Genomic DNA, 18,039 nt, shown 5'->3' with positions numbered 1-18,039 from the left:
TTGGCTGAGCAACGCATTGGCCAGAACACGGAAGTCACTTTGCACTTTGCACTGCGCCTGGAGAACGGCGACACCGTCGACAGCACCTTCGACAAAACCCCGGCGACCTTCAAGGTCGGCGACGGCAACCTGTTGCCAGGTTTCGAAGCGGCACTGTTTGGCTTCAAGGCTGGCGACAAGCGTACATTGAGCATTCAGCCCGAGAACGCATTTGGCCAGCCCAACCCGCAAAACGTACAGATCATCCCGCGCTCGCAGTTCCAGGACATGGAGCTGTCGCCCGGTTTGCTGGTGATCTTCAACGATGCGGCCAATACCGAGCTGCCTGGCGTGGTGAAGGAATTCGATGACGCGCAAGTGACCATCGACTTCAACCACCCGTTGGCCGGCAAGACCTTGACCTTTGACGTCGAGATCATCAACGTCAAAGCGCTGTAACCTGTGGGAGCGAGCTTGCTCGCGATGAGTAGCTGACATTCAACATAGATGTTGACTGACACTGCGCCATCGCGAGCAAGCTCGCTCCCACCTGTAATCATCACTGTTCTCGGACCTTGTGTCCGGTCAACAGGCAGGCACCACTATTTCTTGCGCGCAAGACACGAGGCACAGCATGCAAATCAAACTCGCCAACCCCCGTGGTTTCTGCGCCGGCGTGGACCGGGCGATCGAAATCGTCAACCGCGCCCTTGAAGTATTCGGGCCGCCGATCTACGTGCGCCACGAAGTGGTTCACAACAAATTCGTCGTCGAAGACCTGCGCGCCCGCGGGGCTATCTTTGTCGAGGAACTGGATCAGGTGCCGGACGACGTCATCGTGATCTTCAGTGCCCACGGCGTTTCCCAGGCCGTGCGTACCGAAGCCGCCGGCCGTGGCCTGAAAGTGTTCGACGCAACCTGTCCGCTGGTTACAAAGGTGCATATCGAAGTCGCGCGCTACAGCCGTGACGGTCGTGAGTGCATCCTGATCGGCCACGCCGGTCACCCGGAAGTCGAAGGCACCATGGGCCAGTACGACGGCAGCAATGGTGGCGCGATCTACCTGGTCGAAGACGAGAAAGACGTCGCGTCACTGCAAGTGCACAACCCGGAAAAACTCGCGTTCGTGACCCAGACCACCTTGTCCATGGACGACACCAGCCGCGTGATCGACGCCCTGCGTGCCCGTTTCCCGGCCATCGGTGGTCCGCGCAAGGACGACATCTGCTACGCCACGCAAAACCGTCAGGATGCGGTCAAGCAACTGGCCGACGAATGCGATGTGGTGTTGGTGGTCGGCAGCCCGAACAGTTCCAACTCCAATCGTCTGCGTGAGCTGGCCGAACGCATGGCTACCCCGGCCTACCTGATCGATGGCGCCGAAGACCTGCAAAAGAGCTGGTTCGATGGCGTTGAGCGCATTGGCATCACTGCGGGTGCTTCAGCCCCGGAAGTGCTGGTGCGTGGGGTGATCCAGCAGCTGCAGGCTTGGGGCGCCGTCGGTGCCGACGAGCTGGCCGGTCGCGAGGAGAACATCACCTTCTCCATGCCCAAAGAGTTACGCGTCCGCTCTCTGCTCTGAGTCTTCGCCTCCCACGCACAATGCCTGCTCGGCTTTTTCGCTACGCAGGCTGACGCGGCCGGTCCGGGCCAGCACCACCTGGAGCTGACTCACCGGCTCGCGAGCTGCGCAGATGTGCAATGTCCCTGCCTGAAAGGCCCCGCTGGGCAACAGCGGTTCGCCCAGGTTACTGAATCTGACGAAATTCCTGACGGGTCGATTGCCGACAATCGGCACCCGCGCGCTGCTCTGGCTCTCGAAAAGCAGCGGATTGCTGCTGTCCTCATGCCCTTTGCCGTTCAAATCCAGAATCATCCGCCAGCCTTGGCTCCAGTCATTGTCGACGCCGTGAACAACGACGGTCTGGTTGCGTGCAATGGCTTCGGTGCGAGCGTTGCGCAGGCCGCTTGCCAGAGATTTCGCCGCCAGCTCGCGATGGTGTGATTGTATGAGTGCCCCGTAAGCCGGACTGACCAGTTGTAGAACAATCCCGACAATCGCCAGTCCCATAAGCAGTTCGATCAGGCTGAAACCGTGCTGACGCATGTCATCTCTCTCCAAGGAGTGTTGCGGCTCGCACAATCCTTGCGCGAGTAATGGCAAATCAACCGTACGCAGGCCGGTCGAATGTTCTAGCGTGTAGAGGCAGGTATAGCTGACGGCAACGGAGGGCATCGATGGATCATCGTTCAAAAGGTTTCACGCTGGTGGAGTTGCTCACCACGCTGGCGGTGATGGCCGTTCTCCTGACCCTGGCGGTGCCGGCATTTACCAGCGCCGTGCAACGCTCGCGCGCGGATACGGAAATCAGCGACTTGCAGCGCGGCCTCAACTACGCCCGGCTCGAGGCCATTGATCGCGGAATCACCACGCGCATTCGGCCGACGGCCGGAGGCAGTGTCTGGAGCGGCGAGCTGTCGGTCTATGACAGTACTGGCACACCGGCCAATGTATTGCGGGTTGTTCCGGCGATGAGCAGTGGTGCGACTCTGACGCTAACCTCAGGTGTGACCACCGTCGATTTCAACAATCTGGGTGGGTTGTCGGCACCGTCCACGACGGTAGTGATCAGCTATGTGCTGGGGGCGCAAAGCAGGACGCTGACGGTGTGTCTGAACGGACGAATTCAATTGGGTGGAAGTTGCTGATGATTCAAGGGAGCAAGCGTGCACAGGAGGGCATGACGCTGATCGAATTGCTGGTCGCGTTACTGATTCTGACCGTGGGAGTGCTGGGCGCGGCGGCGATTCAGCTCAATGCGCTCAAATACACTGACAGCTCGCTGATGAGCAGTCAGGCGAGTTTCATTGCCTACGACATGATGGACCGTATCCGTGCCAATTCCGGCGCCGACTACACCGTCACGCCACCGACGGCGGGCAACCTGAGCATTGCCAGGGATCAGGACCTGTATGACTTCACCACCAATATCGTCAATTTTGGCGGCCCCACGGCGACCGGCACCATCACCCTGAATCTGCGGGTGTACACCATCACCATCACCTGGGATGACTCCCGGGCAGCCAACGCCACCGGTACGCTGCGCAGTTTTGTGCTGACCAGCCGTGCCACGGTCGATCCGGTGAGTGGCCCATGAACAAGCTCTCCAGAGGTTTTGGGCTGGTCGAGCTGATCATCGCGATGGCGTTGAGCCTGGTCGTGGTGCTGGGTGTGGTGCAGATTTTCATCTCGGCCAAAAAGACCTTCGTCAGCCAGAACGCGTCGGCCGGGATGCAGGAGGACGCGCGTTTTGTGCTGAGCAAGATGATTCAGGAAATTCGTGGGGTGGGCATGTTCGGTTGCCTGGGGGCGGTGACCGATGCCAGTTCTGCGGGGGATTTCAACGCGGCCCTGATCACACCGATCAGTTGGGACAACACCAATCTCAAACTCACGCTGGTGACGGCTGATGTCGGCAGCAATGGCGGCACGCCGAACTGGACCGTCGTCTCCGATTGCCGCAACAGCGCCACGGCCTACACCGGGGCCAGCACACCCGCCGCCGGGCAAATCGCGTTTCCGATCCGGCGGCTGATCTACACGTTCAGCAACAACCAGATATTGATGACCAGCGGATCAGGTACGCCCGTTACGGCAGTGCTGGTGAGTAACGTCAATGCCTTTGGGGTGATGTTCGGCATGGCCACCAGCACCACCGATGTCGCGGCGTCCAGTTACAGCGCCAATCCGAGCAATCCCGCCCTGATCCGCAGCGTTCGCCTGACCTTGACCTTGAGCGACCCTCTGAATGGCGTACGCAATCAGACCTTCAATGTGGTTGCCGCCTTGCGCAACCGGCTTCAGTAGGGTGGCGAACGTATGAGGACACCCATGAAAATGGCAAGTACCCAGCAGGGCATGGCGTTGCTGGTCAGTCTGGTGTTTCTGCTGTTGCTGACGCTGATCGGCATTTCGTCGATGCAGAACGCGACGCTGCAGGAAAAAATGTCCGGCAGTGTGGCCCTGCGTAATCAGTCATTTCAATTGGCCGAAGCAACGCTGCGTATCGGTGAAAGTGCGGTGCAACTGTCCACGTATTCGCAGGCGGTGTGTGCCAGCACTGTTCAATGCGCGCCGCCCGCAGAATCTTCGACCGTGGCCGCTGCCGGGGTCAACTCAACCTCAGGTGTGACCTGGGTTGCCGCAGGCGCCGGGTTTTACGGGGTACAGAACATTGGCACCACCCTGACTGCTGTCAATGTGCCCAGCAACACCTCGGCGACGTTGTATCGCGTGACTGCGGTGGGCATTGTCGGTAACAACATTCGCAGTGTGGTGGAGAGCATCTATGCCAAATATTGACGCCCGCTCTGGCTGGCGCCGAGGCTGGTTACAGCTGCTCGTGGGCATGTTGCTGGGGCTGTATCTGTCGGCGCCGGCCTATGCCTTCACGCCATCGGATTCACCGCTGTTGAGCGCTGCTGCCGTGCCGCCGAACGTGATGTTGCTGATCGACGACTCCGGCAGCATGAATACCATCATCTATGCGACGGGTTTCGATCCGACGGTGGTCGGGCGCACACCGGCGCGGCAATGCAATTCGTTTCTGGGATTGTGTCTGAGTTATACCAGTCTCGTCGGGGATACGATTTTCCTTTCCAGTCTGCCGACCTCCGGCTGTTCCAGCGGTTATTTCGCGTTCTACAACAACAACCTGGTCCCGCAGTGCCTGAAACTTCCCGATCCGGTGGGTAACGGCAACACGCGCTATACCGGTGATTACCTTTCGTACCTGGTGGGGCTGGCCAACGGCAGTAACCGGGATTTCACCACAGGCTCGATCCCCAACGACTACCGGATCAACGTGGCGCGCAATGTCTCCACGGCGTTGATAACCAGTAACCGGGGCCTGCGTTTCGGCCTGTCCACCTTCAATCCACCCACCAATAACAGCCCTGCCAATGGCGGTTACATCGCACGCTCCATCAGTGATCTGGCCGTGGTCAACGGGAGCGTGACCCAGCCCCAGGCCGATGCCAACTACAACGCCCTGATCAGTGCCATCAACGGTTTGAGTGCCATAGCCAATACGCCGCTGGCCGAAACCTATTACGAAATTACCCGCTACATGCGAGGCATGACGCCTTACTACAACTCGACACCAACCACCTATACCAGCCCCATTCAATATCGCTGCCAGAAAAACTACGGCGTGGTAGTCACCGATGGCTTGCCCACTTACGACCGCACATTCCCGACCAATGACCCACTGGGCGGGACCCGATTGCCGAACTGGGATGGCATCAACAACGACGGTACCAACCTCAACGGCGATGACGAGGGCGACACGCTCTATCTGGATGACATCGCCAAATTCGCCTTTGACATCGACATGCGCTCCACCGGCACGGATCTGGCGGGTAAAAGCTGGGGGGCGGCGGATTTCCCCAAGCAAAACATGAACACCTACACCGTTGGATTCACCTCCAGCAATCAGATGTTGTCGGATGCCGCCACATACGGGCAGGGTATTTACTATCAGGCCAACGATGCCGCCGGCCTCAATACCGCGTTGTCATCGGCACTGAGCAATATCACCTCCAAGGCCGGGTCCGGCGGGAGTGGTGTCACCAGTGGCGCGACGGTGACCACCGGATCGAGTTATTACCAGACCAGTTACGACCCAAAGGACTGGCGCGGGACGATCAAGTCCTTCGGTTTCACGTCTACTGGTTCGGTCAATACCGCCTCCGTGCAGTGGACCACTGACACCGTCATCGTGCCGGGTGCAACCGCGCCCATCTATCAGTCCTGGAACACCCTGAGCAACGCCGCGATCACGCTCGCCTATGCCAACTTTTCCCCGGCCCAGCAGACGACGCTCGGCCTGAGCCTGCCCACCGGGATTGTCGGCAACGATCTGGTGGAGTGGAGCAAGGGCACCAACAAGACCGGGTTGAAAGTACGCACGGTGTTGCTGGGAGACATTATCGACTCGCCGCTGGCACTGGCGTCACCCACCACTCAAACGGCTTCGGACCTGGTGGGCGACAGTACCTACACCGCTTACCTGGCGACCAAGGCGGCCAACATGACTGCCAGCCTGGTGGTGAACGCCAACGACGGATTTCTCAATGTCATCAATGCGGCCAATGGCGCCCGGATCTACGCCTACATGCCTTCGAGCGTGCTGCCGTCATTGCGCTACATTGCCGATCCGGCCTACATCAACGGTGTGAGCCACAAGTTCCTGGTGGACGGGCAGGTCGGGGTGTACGACACCCAGCTCAACAGCGCCTGGAAGACCCTTGCCCTGGGCGGCGTAGGGGCGGGCGGCAAGACGTTTTATGCCGTTCAGTTGTTCGATGCCTCGGCAGGGAACGTATACAAGGCGTTGTGGGAAATCAGCGCGCCCGCCACCGCGAGCACGACCAACGTTTTCAATGATCTGGGTTACGCCTACGCTCGCCCGGAAGTGGCACGCTTGGCGGATGGACGTTGGGCGGCGTTCATTTCCAATGGTTACGGCAGTAACTCGGGTGTGGCAGCGTTATACGTGGTGGATATTCGCGACGGTTCGTTGATCAGGGAAATCGTCATCAATCCAGCGGAAACCACCAACGGCCTGTCTTCGGTGAAGCTTGTCGTCAACTCGCAGAACGTTGTGCAGGCGGCCTATGGCGGTGATCTGAACGGGCGCATGTGGAAGTTTGACCTGAGCAGCGCAACCCCCAGCTCCTGGGCTGTCGCGTTTTCCGGGGCACCTTTGTTCACGACGCCCGGCGGCAGTACCCAGCCAATTACCGCGCAGCCGTTGCTGGCGGCCAATTCCCTGGGCGGCACGGAAGTGTTTTTCGGCACAGGCAAATTCATCGAGACCGCAGACAAGACCAACACGGCTCAACAAGGGTTTTACGCGATATGGGATGCCGTCGGCGGGGCGGGGCAGATTACGGTTGCCAATTTGCAGGCTCAGGCGATTACCGGGGTGTTCACGGGCACTGCTGGCGGGCAGTTCATTACCACGTCGCAGAATGCGACAACGTATCCCGCACAGAAGGGCTGGTACTTGCCGCTGGTGTACAACAGCGTGCTGACCGGAGAGCGGGTGATCAGTCAGGCCAGCCTGGTGTTGGGCCGGATCATCTTTACTACGGCCAGCGTCGACACCACCGACCCTTGCGCAAGTTTTGGTACGGGCAAACTGATCGAGCTGGATGCGTTCACCGGTAAGATGCTCAACTACGCGGTACTCGACACCAATGGTGACAGTCTGGTCGACAGTACCGATACGATTTCCAGCGGGGTGATTTTCACCGGCGGTATCCCGACCTTGAATGCCATCGTCAACGGCGGGGGCCGCAAGATCGTGAACGACTCCAGCGGTGGAGTCACTTCACTGGTGGAACAAGCCGGCGGCGGTAGCCGTCGTATCATGTGGCGACAAATACAGTAAGTGAGAGTTGAGGCATGCGCAAAAGCAACCGAGGTTTTACCCTGATCGAAATCATGATCGTGGTTGCGATCATCGGGATCGTCATCACCATTGCCGCTCCCAGTTACACCGAGTATCTGGCGAAAGGGCGGCGCGGTGAAATCGCTGGCATTCTGTCCGAACAGGCACAAAACCTTGAGCGGTTCTACTCGAAGAACAACGTCTACACCGGCGTCACGGGCCTGAGCACCGGCAACACCTACTACACCATCACCCCGACCATCACCGCTCAGACCTTTCTGCTGACAGCTGTGCGCAATGCCGGGGCGACCATGGCCAGCGACAAGTGTGGGGATTTCACTATCACCAATACCGGCGTCAGAAGCATGGTCAATGCGACGGCTGGCCTGACCACCAAGTATTGCTGGGGTCGCTGAGTTTCCTTTTCGGGCGCTTTTTGCGCCCACTGTCTATCTAGGTTGGATCAGAACATGTCCAGGCAACAGCAAGTAGTGATTGTCGGCGGCGGAGTCATCGGCCTGCTGACGGCGTTCAATCTCGCCTCCGAAGTACAGAGCGTTGTGCTGCTGGATCGTTCGAGCGTTGGCCAGGAGTCCTCGTGGGCCGGGGGCGGCATCGTTTCGCCGCTGTACCCGTGGCGCTACAGCCCGGCGGTCACTGCGCTGGCGCATTGGTCCCAGGATTTTTATCCACAGCTGGGCGAGCGGTTGTTTGCCGCTACCGGTGTTGATCCTGAAGTGCATACCACCGGCCTGTACTGGCTGGACCTGGACGATGAAGCTGAGGCGCTGGCCTGGGCTGCCCGAGAAAATCGTCCGCTGCGGGCTGTGGATATCTCGGCGGCACACGATGCGGTGCCGGTGTTGGGCAGCGGTTTTACCCGGGCGATCTACATGGCCGACGTGGCCAACGTGCGTAATCCGCGTCTGGTCAAATCCCTGAAGGCTGCGTTGCTGGCACTGCCGAACGTGACGATCCATGAACAGTGCGAAGTCAGTGGGTTTATCCGTGAAGGCGAGCGGGTGATCGGCGTGCAAACGGCCAACGGTGCAATTGAGGGTGATCAGGTGGTGCTGACGGCGGGCGCCTGGAGCGGTGACTTGCTCAAGACCCTGGGCCTGGCGTTGCCGGTGCAGCCGGTCAAGGGTCAGATGATTCTCTACAAGTGTGCGGCGGATTTTTTGCCGAGCATGGTGCTGGCCAAGGGGCGTTATGCGATTCCGCGACGCGACGGGCATATTTTGATCGGCAGTACGCTGGAACATAAAGGCTATGACAAGACCCCCACCGAGTCAGCCCTGGAGAGCCTGAAGGCCTCGGCAGTGGAGTTGATTCCGGCGTTGGCGGACGCTGAAGTGGTGGGACATTGGGCTGGATTGCGGCCGGGGTCGCCTGAAGGGATTCCGTATATTGGGCGAGTGCCGGGGTTTGATGGGCTTTGGCTTAATTGTGGGCATTACCGCAATGGTCTGGTGCTGGCGCCGGCGTCGTGTCAGTTGTTTGCGGATGTGATGCTGGGGCGGGCGCCGATCATTGATCCGGTGCCGTATGCGCCGGTTGGGCGGATCTAGCCGCGGGCTTTTTCTGCGCCTGTTAGGTCGCTATCGCGAGCAAGCTCGCTTCCACATTTGATCGCATTCTCAGGAGGAGCGCGGTCCCCTGTGGGAGCGAGCTCGCTCGCGATGGGACCCTCAATCCAGGCCCAATTTCTTCAGCCTATAACGCATTGACCGAAACGAAAGACTCAACCGCTGAGCCGCCGCCGTGCGGTTCCAGCGGGTTTCTTCCAGGGCCTGGAGGATGAGTTTGCGTTCGACGTTTTCCAGATAGTCTTCCAGATTGTCGATCCGGGTCAGGTCCGGCACGCCGGATTCGGCGGCGCAGTTGCCTTCACTCAGGCGCAAGTCACCGGCCTCGATCTGTTTGTTCTCGCACAGGGTGTGGGCGCGCTCGAGCATGTTTTCCAGTTCTCGCACATTGCCCGGAAATCGATAGCTTTTCAGTGCTTCAAGGGCCTGTGGCTGAAGTCTGGCGGCTGGTTGACCGCTGCCGTTTGCCAGGCGTTTGAGTACGTGACTGGCCAGGGACTCGATGTCGTCGCGGCGTTCGCGCAATGGCGGGACGCGTAATTCGATCACATTGAGGCGGTAGTACAAATCCTGGCGAAAGCGTTCGCCGGCCACTTCGGCGCCGAGGTCCTTGTGGGTGGCGCAGAGGATGCGCACATCGACCACGGTTTCTTGCTGCCCGCCGATGCTACGGACTGCTTTCTCCTGAATCGCCCGCAGCAGTTTGACCTGCATTGCCAGTGGCAGATCGGCCACTTCATCGAGGAACAGCGTGCCGCCATGGGCCGCCTGGAACAGTCCGGGTTTGTCTTCGATGGCGCCGCTGAAACTGCCTTTGCGGTGGCCGAAGAATTCGCTTTCCATCAGTTCCGACGGAATTGCCCCGCAGTTGACGGGGACAAACGGCTGGTCCGAGCGGGGGCCTTGGTCGTGGATCAATCGTGCAACCAGTTCCTTGCCGCTGCCGGATTCGCCACTGATGTACACCGGTGCCTGGCTGCGAGCCAGTTTATCGATCTGTGCGCGCAGATGGCGCATGGGCGGCGAATCCCCGAGCAAACGCCGGTCAATGGCACTGGTTGAGCCACCGGCAACAGGCAGGCGCAGGGCGCTGGTGACCAGCTCCCGCAATCGAGTGAGATCCACCGGTTTTGTCAGGAAGTCGAAGGCACCGGCCTTGAGCGCATTGATGGCGATTTCCAGGCTGCCATAGGCCGTAATCATTGCGACCGGCACCTGTGGATAACGTTGCTGGATGTGCTGTACCAGCTCCAGGCCGGTGCCGTCGGGCAGACGCATGTCGGTCAGGCACAGGTCGAACGTCTCCCGGCCCAGCAGGGCCTGGGCTTCGCCGAGGTTGCGGGCACTGAAAGTGTCGAGTTTCATCCGGCCCAGGGTGATTTCCAGGAGTTCGCGGATATCCGGCTCGTCGTCGACGATCAGGATTTTTTGCTGTGGGCTCTTCAACTTTGTTTCCGTCCGTGAGCAAAGGTGATGCGAAAGCAGCCGCCGCCTTGGCGTGGTTTGAAGTCTAGGCGGGCCTGGTTGCTTTCGCACAGCTCACGGGACAGATAAAGCCCAAGGCCAGTGCCCTGGCTACTGGTGGTGAAGAAGGGTTCGAACAGATGCACCTGCTGGTCTGCCGTCACGCCGGGACCGTTGTCCAGCACTTCAAGGGCCGGTAGCTGGCTGTCCGGGTCGATGAACAGCTCCAGCCAGACTTCGGGCCGGTGATGAATCAGCGCGCTGTGACGCAAGGCGTTGCGCAATAAGTTGTCGAGAATTTGCGTCAGCTGATTCGGGTCCATCAAGGTGCTGAAGTGGCCTGAACTGATATGCAGGTGAATCTGCTGACGTTCGCCGCCATGTTCAGCGGCCTCCTCGACGAACTGCTCAAGCCATGCGTGCAGATCGAGTCGCTGCGGCGCGGATTGCTGGCGGCGGGACAGTTGCAGGACGTTTTCGATAACCCGATTCATGCGCTGAGAGTGATCTTGAATAATCTGGGTCAGACGGCGGTCCGCGCCGTTCAGTTCCTCGGACTCTTGCAGCAACTGCGCAGCATGGCTGATGGCGCCCAGCGGATTACGTATCTCGTGGGCGATCCCGGCAGTCAGGCGGCCAAGGGCGGCAAGTTTCAGTTGCTGGGCCTGCTGGGCGATTTGCGCCAGGTCTTCTAGAAATACCAGCGTCTGATGATGCGAGCCCTGGTCCAGGGCAATGAAGCTTGGCTGCAGTTCCAGGCCAAGGGCGGCGATCTTCAGTCCCTGTGGGCGCAAGGTCGGGTTGTTGAGCCACAACTGCAGGCGCTCGACCAGCAGCGGCGAATAGTCATCGATCAACTGACCATTCAACGTGTCCTGCCCCAGCAGGGTCAGGGCACTGTGGTTGGCCAGTTGCACCCGTCGCTGATCGTCCAGCACCAGAATGCCAGTACGCATGCGTTGCAGGATCAGCGCGTTGAGGGCTTCGAGGCCGATCACTTCGCTGGCGCGCTGTTGGGCAAGGTGTTCGCTGTCTTCCAGGCGCCGGATCAACCCTTGCACCAGCAACGCAGCGGCAAAGCACAGCGCGCCCAGCGTGCCGGCTTGCAAGTAGTCGTTGGGGCTGACGGGATGACTGAAACTGAGCAGGAAACTCAAACCGACGATGCCGAGGGCCCCGACTGCTGCAATCAGCAGGCCGATCCTGCCCCGCAGTAGCGTGTTGCCGATGGCTACCGACACGATCAGCAAGTTGCCAATGGCACTGGCCACGCCGCCGGCAGCGTAGAACAGGCCGCATAGCAGCAACACATCGGTCAGGGCCAGGCCGAATAGCTGCGCCGGGTGGCGGGTGTTCTCCAGGAACACCACCAGCAGGATATTCAGTACCAGGTACAACCAGCTGCCACTGCGCAGCAGGTCGTTATTGGCGAACGTCAGCAACTGGTTGTCCATGTTGCTGGAGATCAGTAGCACCAGGGTGATGCCGATGCTTAAACGGTAGAGGTGATAAAGGCGCAGCAGTCGCTGGGCCTGTTTATTGCCGATGCTGGTGGCCTCAGCGATCACGGGTGCCGGGGCCTTGCTCAAGGTGAGCCTGGCTGCAATACCACTGTTGTTGAAGGCTCAGTGCTCGGTCGCGGGGCAGGTGGACGCCGCAATGCGCGCAGCGGACCATCGGCGTTGCTTCCAGCTCTGCAGAGGAGCGGGGTGCAGAGGTTGCACCCTTGAACTTGCGCCAGAACCATACCGCAGCGGCAATCAGGGCGATCCAGAATAATAAACGAACCATGGTGAGCAGCTGCTTTTCGACTGATGATCCGGCAGTTTAGCCAAGGACATGAGCAGCGCACAGCGTATTAAAACGCGGTCATGAAAAAGGGAGACTCAAGAGTCTCCCTTTTTGCCCTGCCTCGGGTGTCAGTCGAACACACCGAAGGTCATGTAGCTGAACCACGAGCGGTCGCTGTTGTTATTGCCTTCCGCTTCGTGCTGTTCTTCTTCGATCACTTGACCGTTTTCATCTTTAGGCTTGAGATCGCTCGGAATCGAGTCCTTGGCGTCCTGGAACTGCTTCTGCACGTCCTGGTTGGCGCGGGTTTCGCCCGGCGGCAGCGGCGGACGGGACTCGATCAGACCCAACGTCGCCTTGCTCAGCCACGAACGGTTGTCCGCTTCGGCAACCGATGGCTTGAACTGACCGTCCACCAGGCTTGGGTGGTTCGGGTAGTTCAGCTTCAGGGTCTCGAGGCTGGTTTCGGCCAATGCGTCCAGGTGCAGACGCTGGTAAGCCTCGACCATCACCGCCAGGCCGTCACCGACCGAAGGGGTTTCCTGGAAGTTTTCCACCACGTAACGACCACGGTTCGCGGCAGCGACGTATGCCTGACGGGTCAGGTAGTAGTCGGCAACGTGAATCTCGTAGGAAGCCAGCAGGTTGCGCAGGTAGATCATGCGCTGCTTGGCATCCGGCGAGTAGCGGCTGTTTGGATAGCGGCTGGTCAGCTGAGCGAACTCGTTGTACGAGTCGCGGGCAGCACCCGGATCACGTTTGGTCATGTCCAGCGGCAGGAAGCGCGCCAGCAGGCCGACGTCCTGGTCGAAGGAAGTCAGACCCTTGAGGTAGTACGCGTAATCCACGTTCGGATGCTGCGGATGCAAACGAATGAAACGCTCGGCGGCAGACTTGGCAGCCTCAGGCTCGGCGTTCTTGTAGTTGGCGTAGATGAGTTCCAGTTGCGCCTGGTCAGCATAGCGCCCGAACGGATAACGCGACTCCAGGGCCTTCAGCTTGGCTGTGGCACTGGTGTAGCTATTGTTATCCAGATCGTGCTGAGCCTGCTGGTACAGCTCGACTTCGCTCAGGTTTTCGTCTACGACTTCCTTCGATGAGCAAGCAGCGGTCAATGCGAGGATGGCGATCAGCAGCAGGTGTTTCACTTGCATGGCGGCTTGCGTCCCTATGACGGCCGCTGTCTTGGGCGGGGCCGTCCTGTTATGATGAGCGCCCCGTTGAAAAGCCTCGGGGCAAAAGACGCCGTATTTAACCACAAGCGCGCAGCCGAAACCAAAGGCTGTGCCGACGCCTAGTCTGAGCATGTCCGATAAAATTGAACTTCGCGCAGAGGTGCCGTCCGAATTGGGCGGCCAACGCCTCGATCAAGTCGCCGCACAATTATTCGCTGAGCACTCGCGCTCGCGCCTTTCCGCCTGGATCAAAGACGGCCGCCTGACTGTGGATGGGGCGGTTATCCGCCCGCGAGACATCGTTCACGGTGGCGCCATTCTTGAGCTGACTGCCGAGCAGGAAGCTCAAGGCGAATGGATCGCTCAGGACATCGAGCTGGACATCGTCTATGAAGATGACGACATCCTGGTGATCAACAAACCTGCGGGTCTGGTGGTGCATCCGGCTGCCGGTCACGCTGACGGCACCTTGCTCAACGCCTTGCTGCACCACGTGCCGGACATTATCAATGTGCCGCGCGCCGGTATCGTGCACCGTCTGGACAAGGACACCACCGGTCTGATGGTGGTGGCCAAGACCATTCAAGCGCAGACGCAGCTGGTTACACAGTTGCAGAGCCGCAGTGTCAGCCGGATCTACGAGTGCATCGTGATTGGCGTGGTGACGGCGGGTGGCAAGATCAATGCGCCCATCGGTCGCCACGGCCAGCAACGCCAGCGCATGGCCGTGATGGAAGGTGGCAAGCAAGCCGTCAGCCATTACCGCGTGCTCGAGCGTTTCCGTTCCCACACGCATGTGCGGGTGAAGCTGGAAACCGGTCGTACTCACCAGATTCGTGTGCACATGGCCCACATCAACTTCCCGTTGGTCGGAGACCCTGCCTACGGCGGTCGTTTCCGCATCCCGCCGGCAGCCAGTGTGACCATGGTCGAATCGTTGAAGGCGTTCCCGCGTCAGGCACTGCATGCGCGGTTCCTGGAGCTGGACCATCCGACGACCGGTAAACGCATGAGCTGGGAATCGCCGCTGCCGGACGATTTTGTCTGGTTGCTGACCCTGCTCAAGCAAGACCGTGAGGCGTTCATCGGATGAGTGACTGGCTGATTCCCGACTGGCCTGCGCCTGCCGGGGTGAAAGCCTGTGTGACCACCCGTGCGGGCGGCGTCAGTCTGGCGCCGTTCGACAGCCTCAATCTTGGCGATCACGTCGATGACAGCCCCGAAGCTGTCGCCGAAAATCGCCGTCGCCTCACCGATCATTTCTCTATTCAACCGGCCTGGCTGCAGCAGGTTCACGGCATAGCCGTGGCTCATGCTGACCCGGGGCTGGTGGCAACCGCTGACGCCAGCTGGACGTCCACGCCCGGCATCGCCTGTGCGTCGATGACCGCTGATTGCCTGCCTGTGTTGTTCTGCGACCGGGCCGGCACGCGTGTTGCCGCCGCTCATGCCGGTTGGCGCGGGCTGGCGGCGGGCGTACTTGAAGCAACGCTCGACAGCCTGGCGGTCGCCCCGCAAGAGGTGCTGGTCTGGCTCGGTCCCGCGATTGGCCCACAAGCCTTTGAAGTCGGCCCGGAAGTGCGCGAAGTCTTCATCCAGCAACTGCCGCAAGTGGCTGAAGCCTTTGTGCCCAGCCAGAATGCCGGCAAGTTCATGGCTGACATCTATGAGCTGGCGCGTCTGCGTCTGGCTGCCTGTGGCGTCGCTGCTGTTTATGGTGGCGGCTTGTGCACCGTGACCGATCCCCGCTTCTTTTCTTACCGCCGCAGTCCTCGCACCGGCCGGTTTGCCTCCCTGATCTGGCTCGAAGGCTAAGCTTCGCTGATCTGCATCAACTGTACGACGCTTGAATCTCCCAGAATCGACCACATCTAATGAGGTATCTGGCAGGTTTCTTCATTCAGGATGGTTTCTCAGGTCCGGCCTGCTCAAAAGGAAGGTGACCCATGCGTATAGATCGTTTAACCAGCAAATTGCAGTTAGCACTATCCGACGCTCAATCCCTGGCTGTCGGCCTCGATCATCCAGGCATTGAGCCTGCACACTTGATGCAGGCCATGCTCGAACAGCAGGGCGGCTCGATCAAGCCGCTGCTGATGCAGGTCGGCTTTGACGTCAACAGCCTGCGCAAAGAGCTGACCAAAGAGCTCGATCAATTACCGAAAATTCAAAATCCGACCGGCGACGTGAACATGTCGCAGGATCTGGCGCGTCTGCTCAATCAGGCTGATCGCCTGGCCCAGCAGAAAGGTGACCAGTTCATCTCCAGCGAACTGGTGCTGCTCGCCGCCATGGACGAGAACAGCAAGCTCGGCAAGTTACTGCTCGGCCAGGGCGTGAGCAAGAAAGCCCTGGAAAACGCGATCACCAACCTGCGTGGCGGCGACGCGGTCAATGACGCCAACCACGAAGAATCGCGTCAGGCACTGGACAAATACACCGTCGACCTGACCAAGCGTGCCGAAGAAGGCAAGCTCGATCCGGTGATTGGCCGTGACGATGAAATTCGTCGCACCATTCAAGTCCTGCAACGCCGTACCAAGAACAACCCGGTGCTGATCGGCGAGCCTGGCGTGGGTAAAACCGCCATTGCCGAAGGCCTTGCCCAGCGCATCATCAACGGCGAAGTGCCGGACGGCCTTAAAGGCAAGCGCCTGCTGTCGCTGGACATGGGCGCACTGATTGCCGGTGCCAAGTACCGTGGCGAGTTCGAAGAACGCCTCAAATCCCTGCTTAATGAGCTGTCGAAGCAGGAAGGGCAGATCATTCTGTTCATCGACGAACTGCACACCATGGTCGGCGCCGGTAAAGGCGAAGGCTCGATGGACGCTGGCAACATGCTCAAACCGGCATTGGCCCGTGGTGAGTTGCACTGCGTCGGCGCGACCACGCTCAACGAGTACCGCCAATATATAGAGAAGGACGCGGCCCTTGAGCGGCGCTTCCAGAAAGTGCTGGTGGATGAGCCGAGTGAAGAAGACACCATTGCTATCCTGCGGGGCCTCAAAGAGCGTTACGAGGTTCACCACAAGGTGGCGATCACCGACGGCGCAATCATCGCCGCGGCCAAGCTCAGCCATCGCTATATCACTGACCGCCAGTTGCCGGACAAGGCCATTGACCTGATCGACGAAGCTGCCAGCCGCATCCGCATGGAGATCGATTCCAAGCCGGAAGTGCTGGACCGTCTGGAGCGTCGTCTGATTCAGCTCAAGGTTGAATCCCAGGCGCTGAAGAAAGAAAGCGACGAAGCGGCGATGAAACGTCTGGAAAAACTCCAGGAAGAAATCGCTCGCCTTGAACGTGAGTACTCAGACCTCGAAGAAATCTGGAATTCGGAAAAAGCCGAAGTCCAGGGCTCGGCGCAGATCCAGCAGAAAATCGAACAGTCCCGCCAGGAGCTGGAAGCCGCGCGCCGTAAAGGCGACCTCAACCGCATGGCCGAGCTGCAATACGGGGTGATCCCGGACCTGGAGCGAAGCCTGCAGATGGTCGATCAGCACGGTAAAAGCGAGAACCAGTTGCTGCGCAGCAAGGTGACTGAAGAAGAGATCGCCGAAGTCGTGTCGAAGTGGACCGGTATTCCGGTCTCGAAGATGCTCGAAGGCGAGCGCGATAAGCTGATGAAGATGGAAAGCCTGTTGCACCAGCGTGTGATCGGCCAGGACGAAGCGGTTATCGCGGTTTCCAACGCAGTACGGCGTTCCCGCGCCGGGTTGTCCGACCCGAATCGCCCGAGCGGCTCGTTCATGTTCCTCGGCCCGACCGGTGTCGGTAAAACCGAGCTGTGCAAGGCACTGGCCGAGTTCCTCTTTGATACTGAAGAGGCGATGGTGCGGATCGACATGTCCGAGTTCATGGAGAAACACTCCGTGGCTCGACTGATCGGTGCGCCACCAGGCTACGTGGGCTATGAGGAGGGCGGTTACCTGACCGAGGCGGTGCGTCGCAAGCCTTACTCGGTGATCCTGCTGGACGAGGTCGAGAAGGCCCACCCGGACGTCTTCAACATCTTGCTGCAAGTGCTGGAAGATGGCCGGCTGACCGACAGCCATGGCCGCACGGTGGATTTCAAGAATACCGTGATTGTCATGACCTCCAACCTGGGCTCGGTGCAGATCCAGGAGCTGGTGGGTGATCGTGAGGCTCAACGTGCTGCAGTGATGGATGCGATTTCCACCCACTTCCGGCCGGAGTTCATCAACCGGGTCGACGAAGTGGTGATCTTCGAACCATTGGCGCGGGATCAGATCGCGGGCATCACCGAGATCCAGTTGGGTCGTCTGCGCAGTCGTCTGACCGAGCGCGAGTTGAAACTGGAGCTCAGCCCTGAGGCCATGGACAAGCTGATCGCGGTCGGTTACGACCCGGTGTACGGCGCACGGCCGCTGAAACGGGCCATCCAGCGCTGGATCGAGAACCCGTTGGCGCAGTTGATCCTGTCGGGTCGATTCATGCCTGGAGACACCGCTGTCGGCACCGTGGAAAACGACGAAATCGTTTTTGCCTGAGCTGATAGGCCAGTGAAATGAAGAAGGCCTCGCATTGCGAGGTCTTTTTTTAGTTAGGCTGTTGAACTCAAAG

General features: G+C 59.7%; 17 protein-coding genes. 12 read left to right on the top strand and 5 right to left on the bottom strand.

The window, feature by feature from the left end; genetic code table 11:
* Positions 1 to 438 carry an FKBP-type peptidyl-prolyl cis-trans isomerase gene (gene fkpB / locus POF45_RS11605; RefSeq protein ID WP_259503272.1) on the top strand — a complete coding sequence of 146 codons (438 nt, stop codon included), beginning with the start codon at positions 1 to 3 and terminating at the stop codon, positions 436 to 438.
* A 175-nt stretch (positions 439 to 613) separates the two neighbouring features.
* Positions 614 to 1,561, top strand: coding sequence for a 4-hydroxy-3-methylbut-2-enyl diphosphate reductase (gene ispH, locus POF45_RS11600; RefSeq protein ID WP_259496731.1), 948 nt, complete (start codon positions 614 to 616; stop codon positions 1,559 to 1,561).
* On the opposite strand, the gene POF45_RS11595 is transcribed toward ispH, so the two are convergent.
* On the bottom strand, positions 1,538 to 2,086 hold the full coding sequence (locus POF45_RS11595; RefSeq protein WP_259503271.1) for a GspH/FimT family pseudopilin: 549 nt from the start codon (positions 2,084 to 2,086) through the stop codon (positions 1,538 to 1,540). The genes ispH and POF45_RS11595 overlap by 24 nt on opposite strands.
* 131 nt (positions 2,087 to 2,217) lie before the next feature.
* Between POF45_RS11595 and POF45_RS11590 the strand changes: the two genes are divergently transcribed.
* The 7 genes from POF45_RS11590 to thiO are packed head-to-tail and all read left to right on the top strand — an operon-like array spanning position 2,218 to position 9,007.
* Positions 2,218 to 2,688: a GspH/FimT family pseudopilin gene (locus tag POF45_RS11590; protein WP_259496730.1), complete on the top strand. Its 471-nt coding sequence runs from the start codon at positions 2,218 to 2,220 to the stop codon at positions 2,686 to 2,688.
* On the top strand, positions 2,688 to 3,137 hold the full coding sequence (pilV, locus tag POF45_RS11585; RefSeq protein WP_259496729.1) for a type IV pilus modification protein PilV: 450 nt from the start codon (positions 2,688 to 2,690) through the stop codon (positions 3,135 to 3,137). Before POF45_RS11590 ends, pilV begins: the two co-directional genes overlap by 1 nt.
* Complete coding sequence (locus POF45_RS11580; RefSeq protein WP_259496728.1) at positions 3,134 to 3,847, top strand: PilW family protein; 714 nt, start codon at positions 3,134 to 3,136, stop codon at positions 3,845 to 3,847. The genes pilV and POF45_RS11580 overlap by 4 nt, the downstream gene beginning before the upstream one ends.
* Positions 3,848 to 3,871: 24 nt before the next feature.
* Positions 3,872 to 4,342 carry a pilus assembly PilX family protein gene (locus POF45_RS11575; protein ID WP_259496727.1) on the top strand — a complete coding sequence of 157 codons (471 nt, stop codon included), beginning with the start codon at positions 3,872 to 3,874 and terminating at the stop codon, positions 4,340 to 4,342.
* Entirely contained in the window at positions 4,329 to 7,436 is a 3,108-nt protein-coding gene (locus tag POF45_RS11570) for a pilus assembly protein (RefSeq protein ID WP_282315714.1), read from the top strand. Before POF45_RS11575 ends, POF45_RS11570 begins: the two co-directional genes overlap by 14 nt.
* A 14-nt stretch (positions 7,437 to 7,450) precedes the next feature.
* Positions 7,451 to 7,852, top strand: coding sequence for a type IV pilin protein (locus POF45_RS11565; protein WP_259496725.1), 402 nt, complete (start codon positions 7,451 to 7,453; stop codon positions 7,850 to 7,852).
* Between the two features lie 54 nt (positions 7,853 to 7,906).
* Positions 7,907 to 9,007 carry a glycine oxidase ThiO gene (gene thiO / locus POF45_RS11560; protein ID WP_282315713.1) on the top strand — a complete coding sequence of 367 codons (1,101 nt, stop codon included), beginning with the start codon at positions 7,907 to 7,909 and terminating at the stop codon, positions 9,005 to 9,007.
* A 120-nt stretch (positions 9,008 to 9,127) separates the two neighbouring features.
* On the opposite strand, the gene POF45_RS11555 is transcribed toward thiO, so the two are convergent.
* From POF45_RS11555 to POF45_RS11540, 4 genes are all read right to left on the bottom strand, one after another.
* Positions 9,128 to 10,471 (bottom strand): sigma-54-dependent transcriptional regulator, encoded by a 1,344-nt coding sequence (locus POF45_RS11555; protein ID WP_282315712.1) that lies wholly within the window; start codon positions 10,469 to 10,471, stop codon positions 9,128 to 9,130.
* Complete coding sequence (locus POF45_RS11550; RefSeq protein ID WP_282315711.1) at positions 10,468 to 12,057, bottom strand: sensor histidine kinase; 1,590 nt, start codon at positions 12,055 to 12,057, stop codon at positions 10,468 to 10,470. The genes POF45_RS11555 and POF45_RS11550 overlap by 4 nt, the downstream gene beginning before the upstream one ends.
* Positions 12,047 to 12,280, bottom strand: coding sequence for a PP0621 family protein (locus tag POF45_RS11545; protein ID WP_282315710.1), 234 nt, complete (start codon positions 12,278 to 12,280; stop codon positions 12,047 to 12,049). The genes POF45_RS11550 and POF45_RS11545 overlap by 11 nt, the downstream gene beginning before the upstream one ends.
* Positions 12,281 to 12,408: 128 nt before the next feature.
* Positions 12,409 to 13,434, bottom strand: a complete 1,026-nt coding sequence (locus tag POF45_RS11540) for an outer membrane protein assembly factor BamD (RefSeq protein ID WP_259496719.1) — start codon at positions 13,432 to 13,434, stop codon at positions 12,409 to 12,411.
* Positions 13,435 to 13,585: 151 nt separating this feature from the next.
* Here POF45_RS11540 and rluD point away from each other — a divergent pair, with 151 nt between their 5' ends.
* The 3 genes from rluD to clpB all read left to right on the top strand — a co-directional run bounded on the left by rluD (position 13,586) and on the right by clpB (position 17,966).
* Positions 13,586 to 14,548 (top strand): 23S rRNA pseudouridine(1911/1915/1917) synthase RluD, encoded by a 963-nt coding sequence (gene rluD, locus POF45_RS11535; RefSeq protein WP_140681055.1) that lies wholly within the window; start codon positions 13,586 to 13,588, stop codon positions 14,546 to 14,548.
* Positions 14,545 to 15,270, top strand: coding sequence for a peptidoglycan editing factor PgeF (pgeF, locus tag POF45_RS11530; RefSeq protein WP_282315709.1), 726 nt, complete (start codon positions 14,545 to 14,547; stop codon positions 15,268 to 15,270). Before rluD ends, pgeF begins: the two co-directional genes overlap by 4 nt.
* Positions 15,271 to 15,401: 131 nt before the next feature.
* Positions 15,402 to 17,966 carry an ATP-dependent chaperone ClpB gene (clpB, locus tag POF45_RS11525; protein ID WP_282315708.1) on the top strand — a complete coding sequence of 855 codons (2,565 nt, stop codon included), beginning with the start codon at positions 15,402 to 15,404 and terminating at the stop codon, positions 17,964 to 17,966.
* The last annotated feature ends 73 nt before the right edge of the window (positions 17,967 to 18,039 follow it).

This window comes from Pseudomonas fungipugnans (assembly GCF_029955235.1).
Lineage (GTDB): Bacteria > Pseudomonadota > Gammaproteobacteria > Pseudomonadales > Pseudomonadaceae > Aquipseudomonas > Aquipseudomonas fungipugnans.
The sequence above is the reverse complement of the archived record's forward strand: the minus strand, read 5'-3'. Positions and strand labels throughout refer to the sequence as shown.

Coding starts and splice junctions, on each gene's coding strand:
- POF45_RS11540 (WP_259496719.1), bottom strand. CDS start 13,434: ATGCAAGTGAAACACCTGCTGCTGATCGCCATCCTCGCATTGACCGCT.
- pgeF (WP_282315709.1), top strand. CDS start 14,545: ATGAGTGACTGGCTGATTCCCGACTGGCCTGCGCCTGCCGGGGTGAAA.
- thiO (WP_282315713.1), top strand. CDS start 7,907: ATGTCCAGGCAACAGCAAGTAGTGATTGTCGGCGGCGGAGTCATCGGC.
- POF45_RS11565 (WP_259496725.1), top strand. CDS start 7,451: ATGCGCAAAAGCAACCGAGGTTTTACCCTGATCGAAATCATGATCGTG.
- POF45_RS11590 (WP_259496730.1), top strand. CDS start 2,218: ATGGATCATCGTTCAAAAGGTTTCACGCTGGTGGAGTTGCTCACCACG.
- POF45_RS11595 (WP_259503271.1), bottom strand. CDS start 2,086: ATGCGTCAGCACGGTTTCAGCCTGATCGAACTGCTTATGGGACTGGCG.
- pilV (WP_259496729.1), top strand. CDS start 2,688: ATGATTCAAGGGAGCAAGCGTGCACAGGAGGGCATGACGCTGATCGAA.
- POF45_RS11575 (WP_259496727.1), top strand. CDS start 3,872: ATGAAAATGGCAAGTACCCAGCAGGGCATGGCGTTGCTGGTCAGTCTG.
- rluD (WP_140681055.1), top strand. CDS start 13,586: ATGTCCGATAAAATTGAACTTCGCGCAGAGGTGCCGTCCGAATTGGGC.
- POF45_RS11545 (WP_282315710.1), bottom strand. CDS start 12,280: ATGGTTCGTTTATTATTCTGGATCGCCCTGATTGCCGCTGCGGTATGG.
- POF45_RS11570 (WP_282315714.1), top strand. CDS start 4,329: ATGCCAAATATTGACGCCCGCTCTGGCTGGCGCCGAGGCTGGTTACAG.
- ispH (WP_259496731.1), top strand. CDS start 614: ATGCAAATCAAACTCGCCAACCCCCGTGGTTTCTGCGCCGGCGTGGAC.
- POF45_RS11580 (WP_259496728.1), top strand. CDS start 3,134: ATGAACAAGCTCTCCAGAGGTTTTGGGCTGGTCGAGCTGATCATCGCG.
- clpB (WP_282315708.1), top strand. CDS start 15,402: ATGCGTATAGATCGTTTAACCAGCAAATTGCAGTTAGCACTATCCGAC.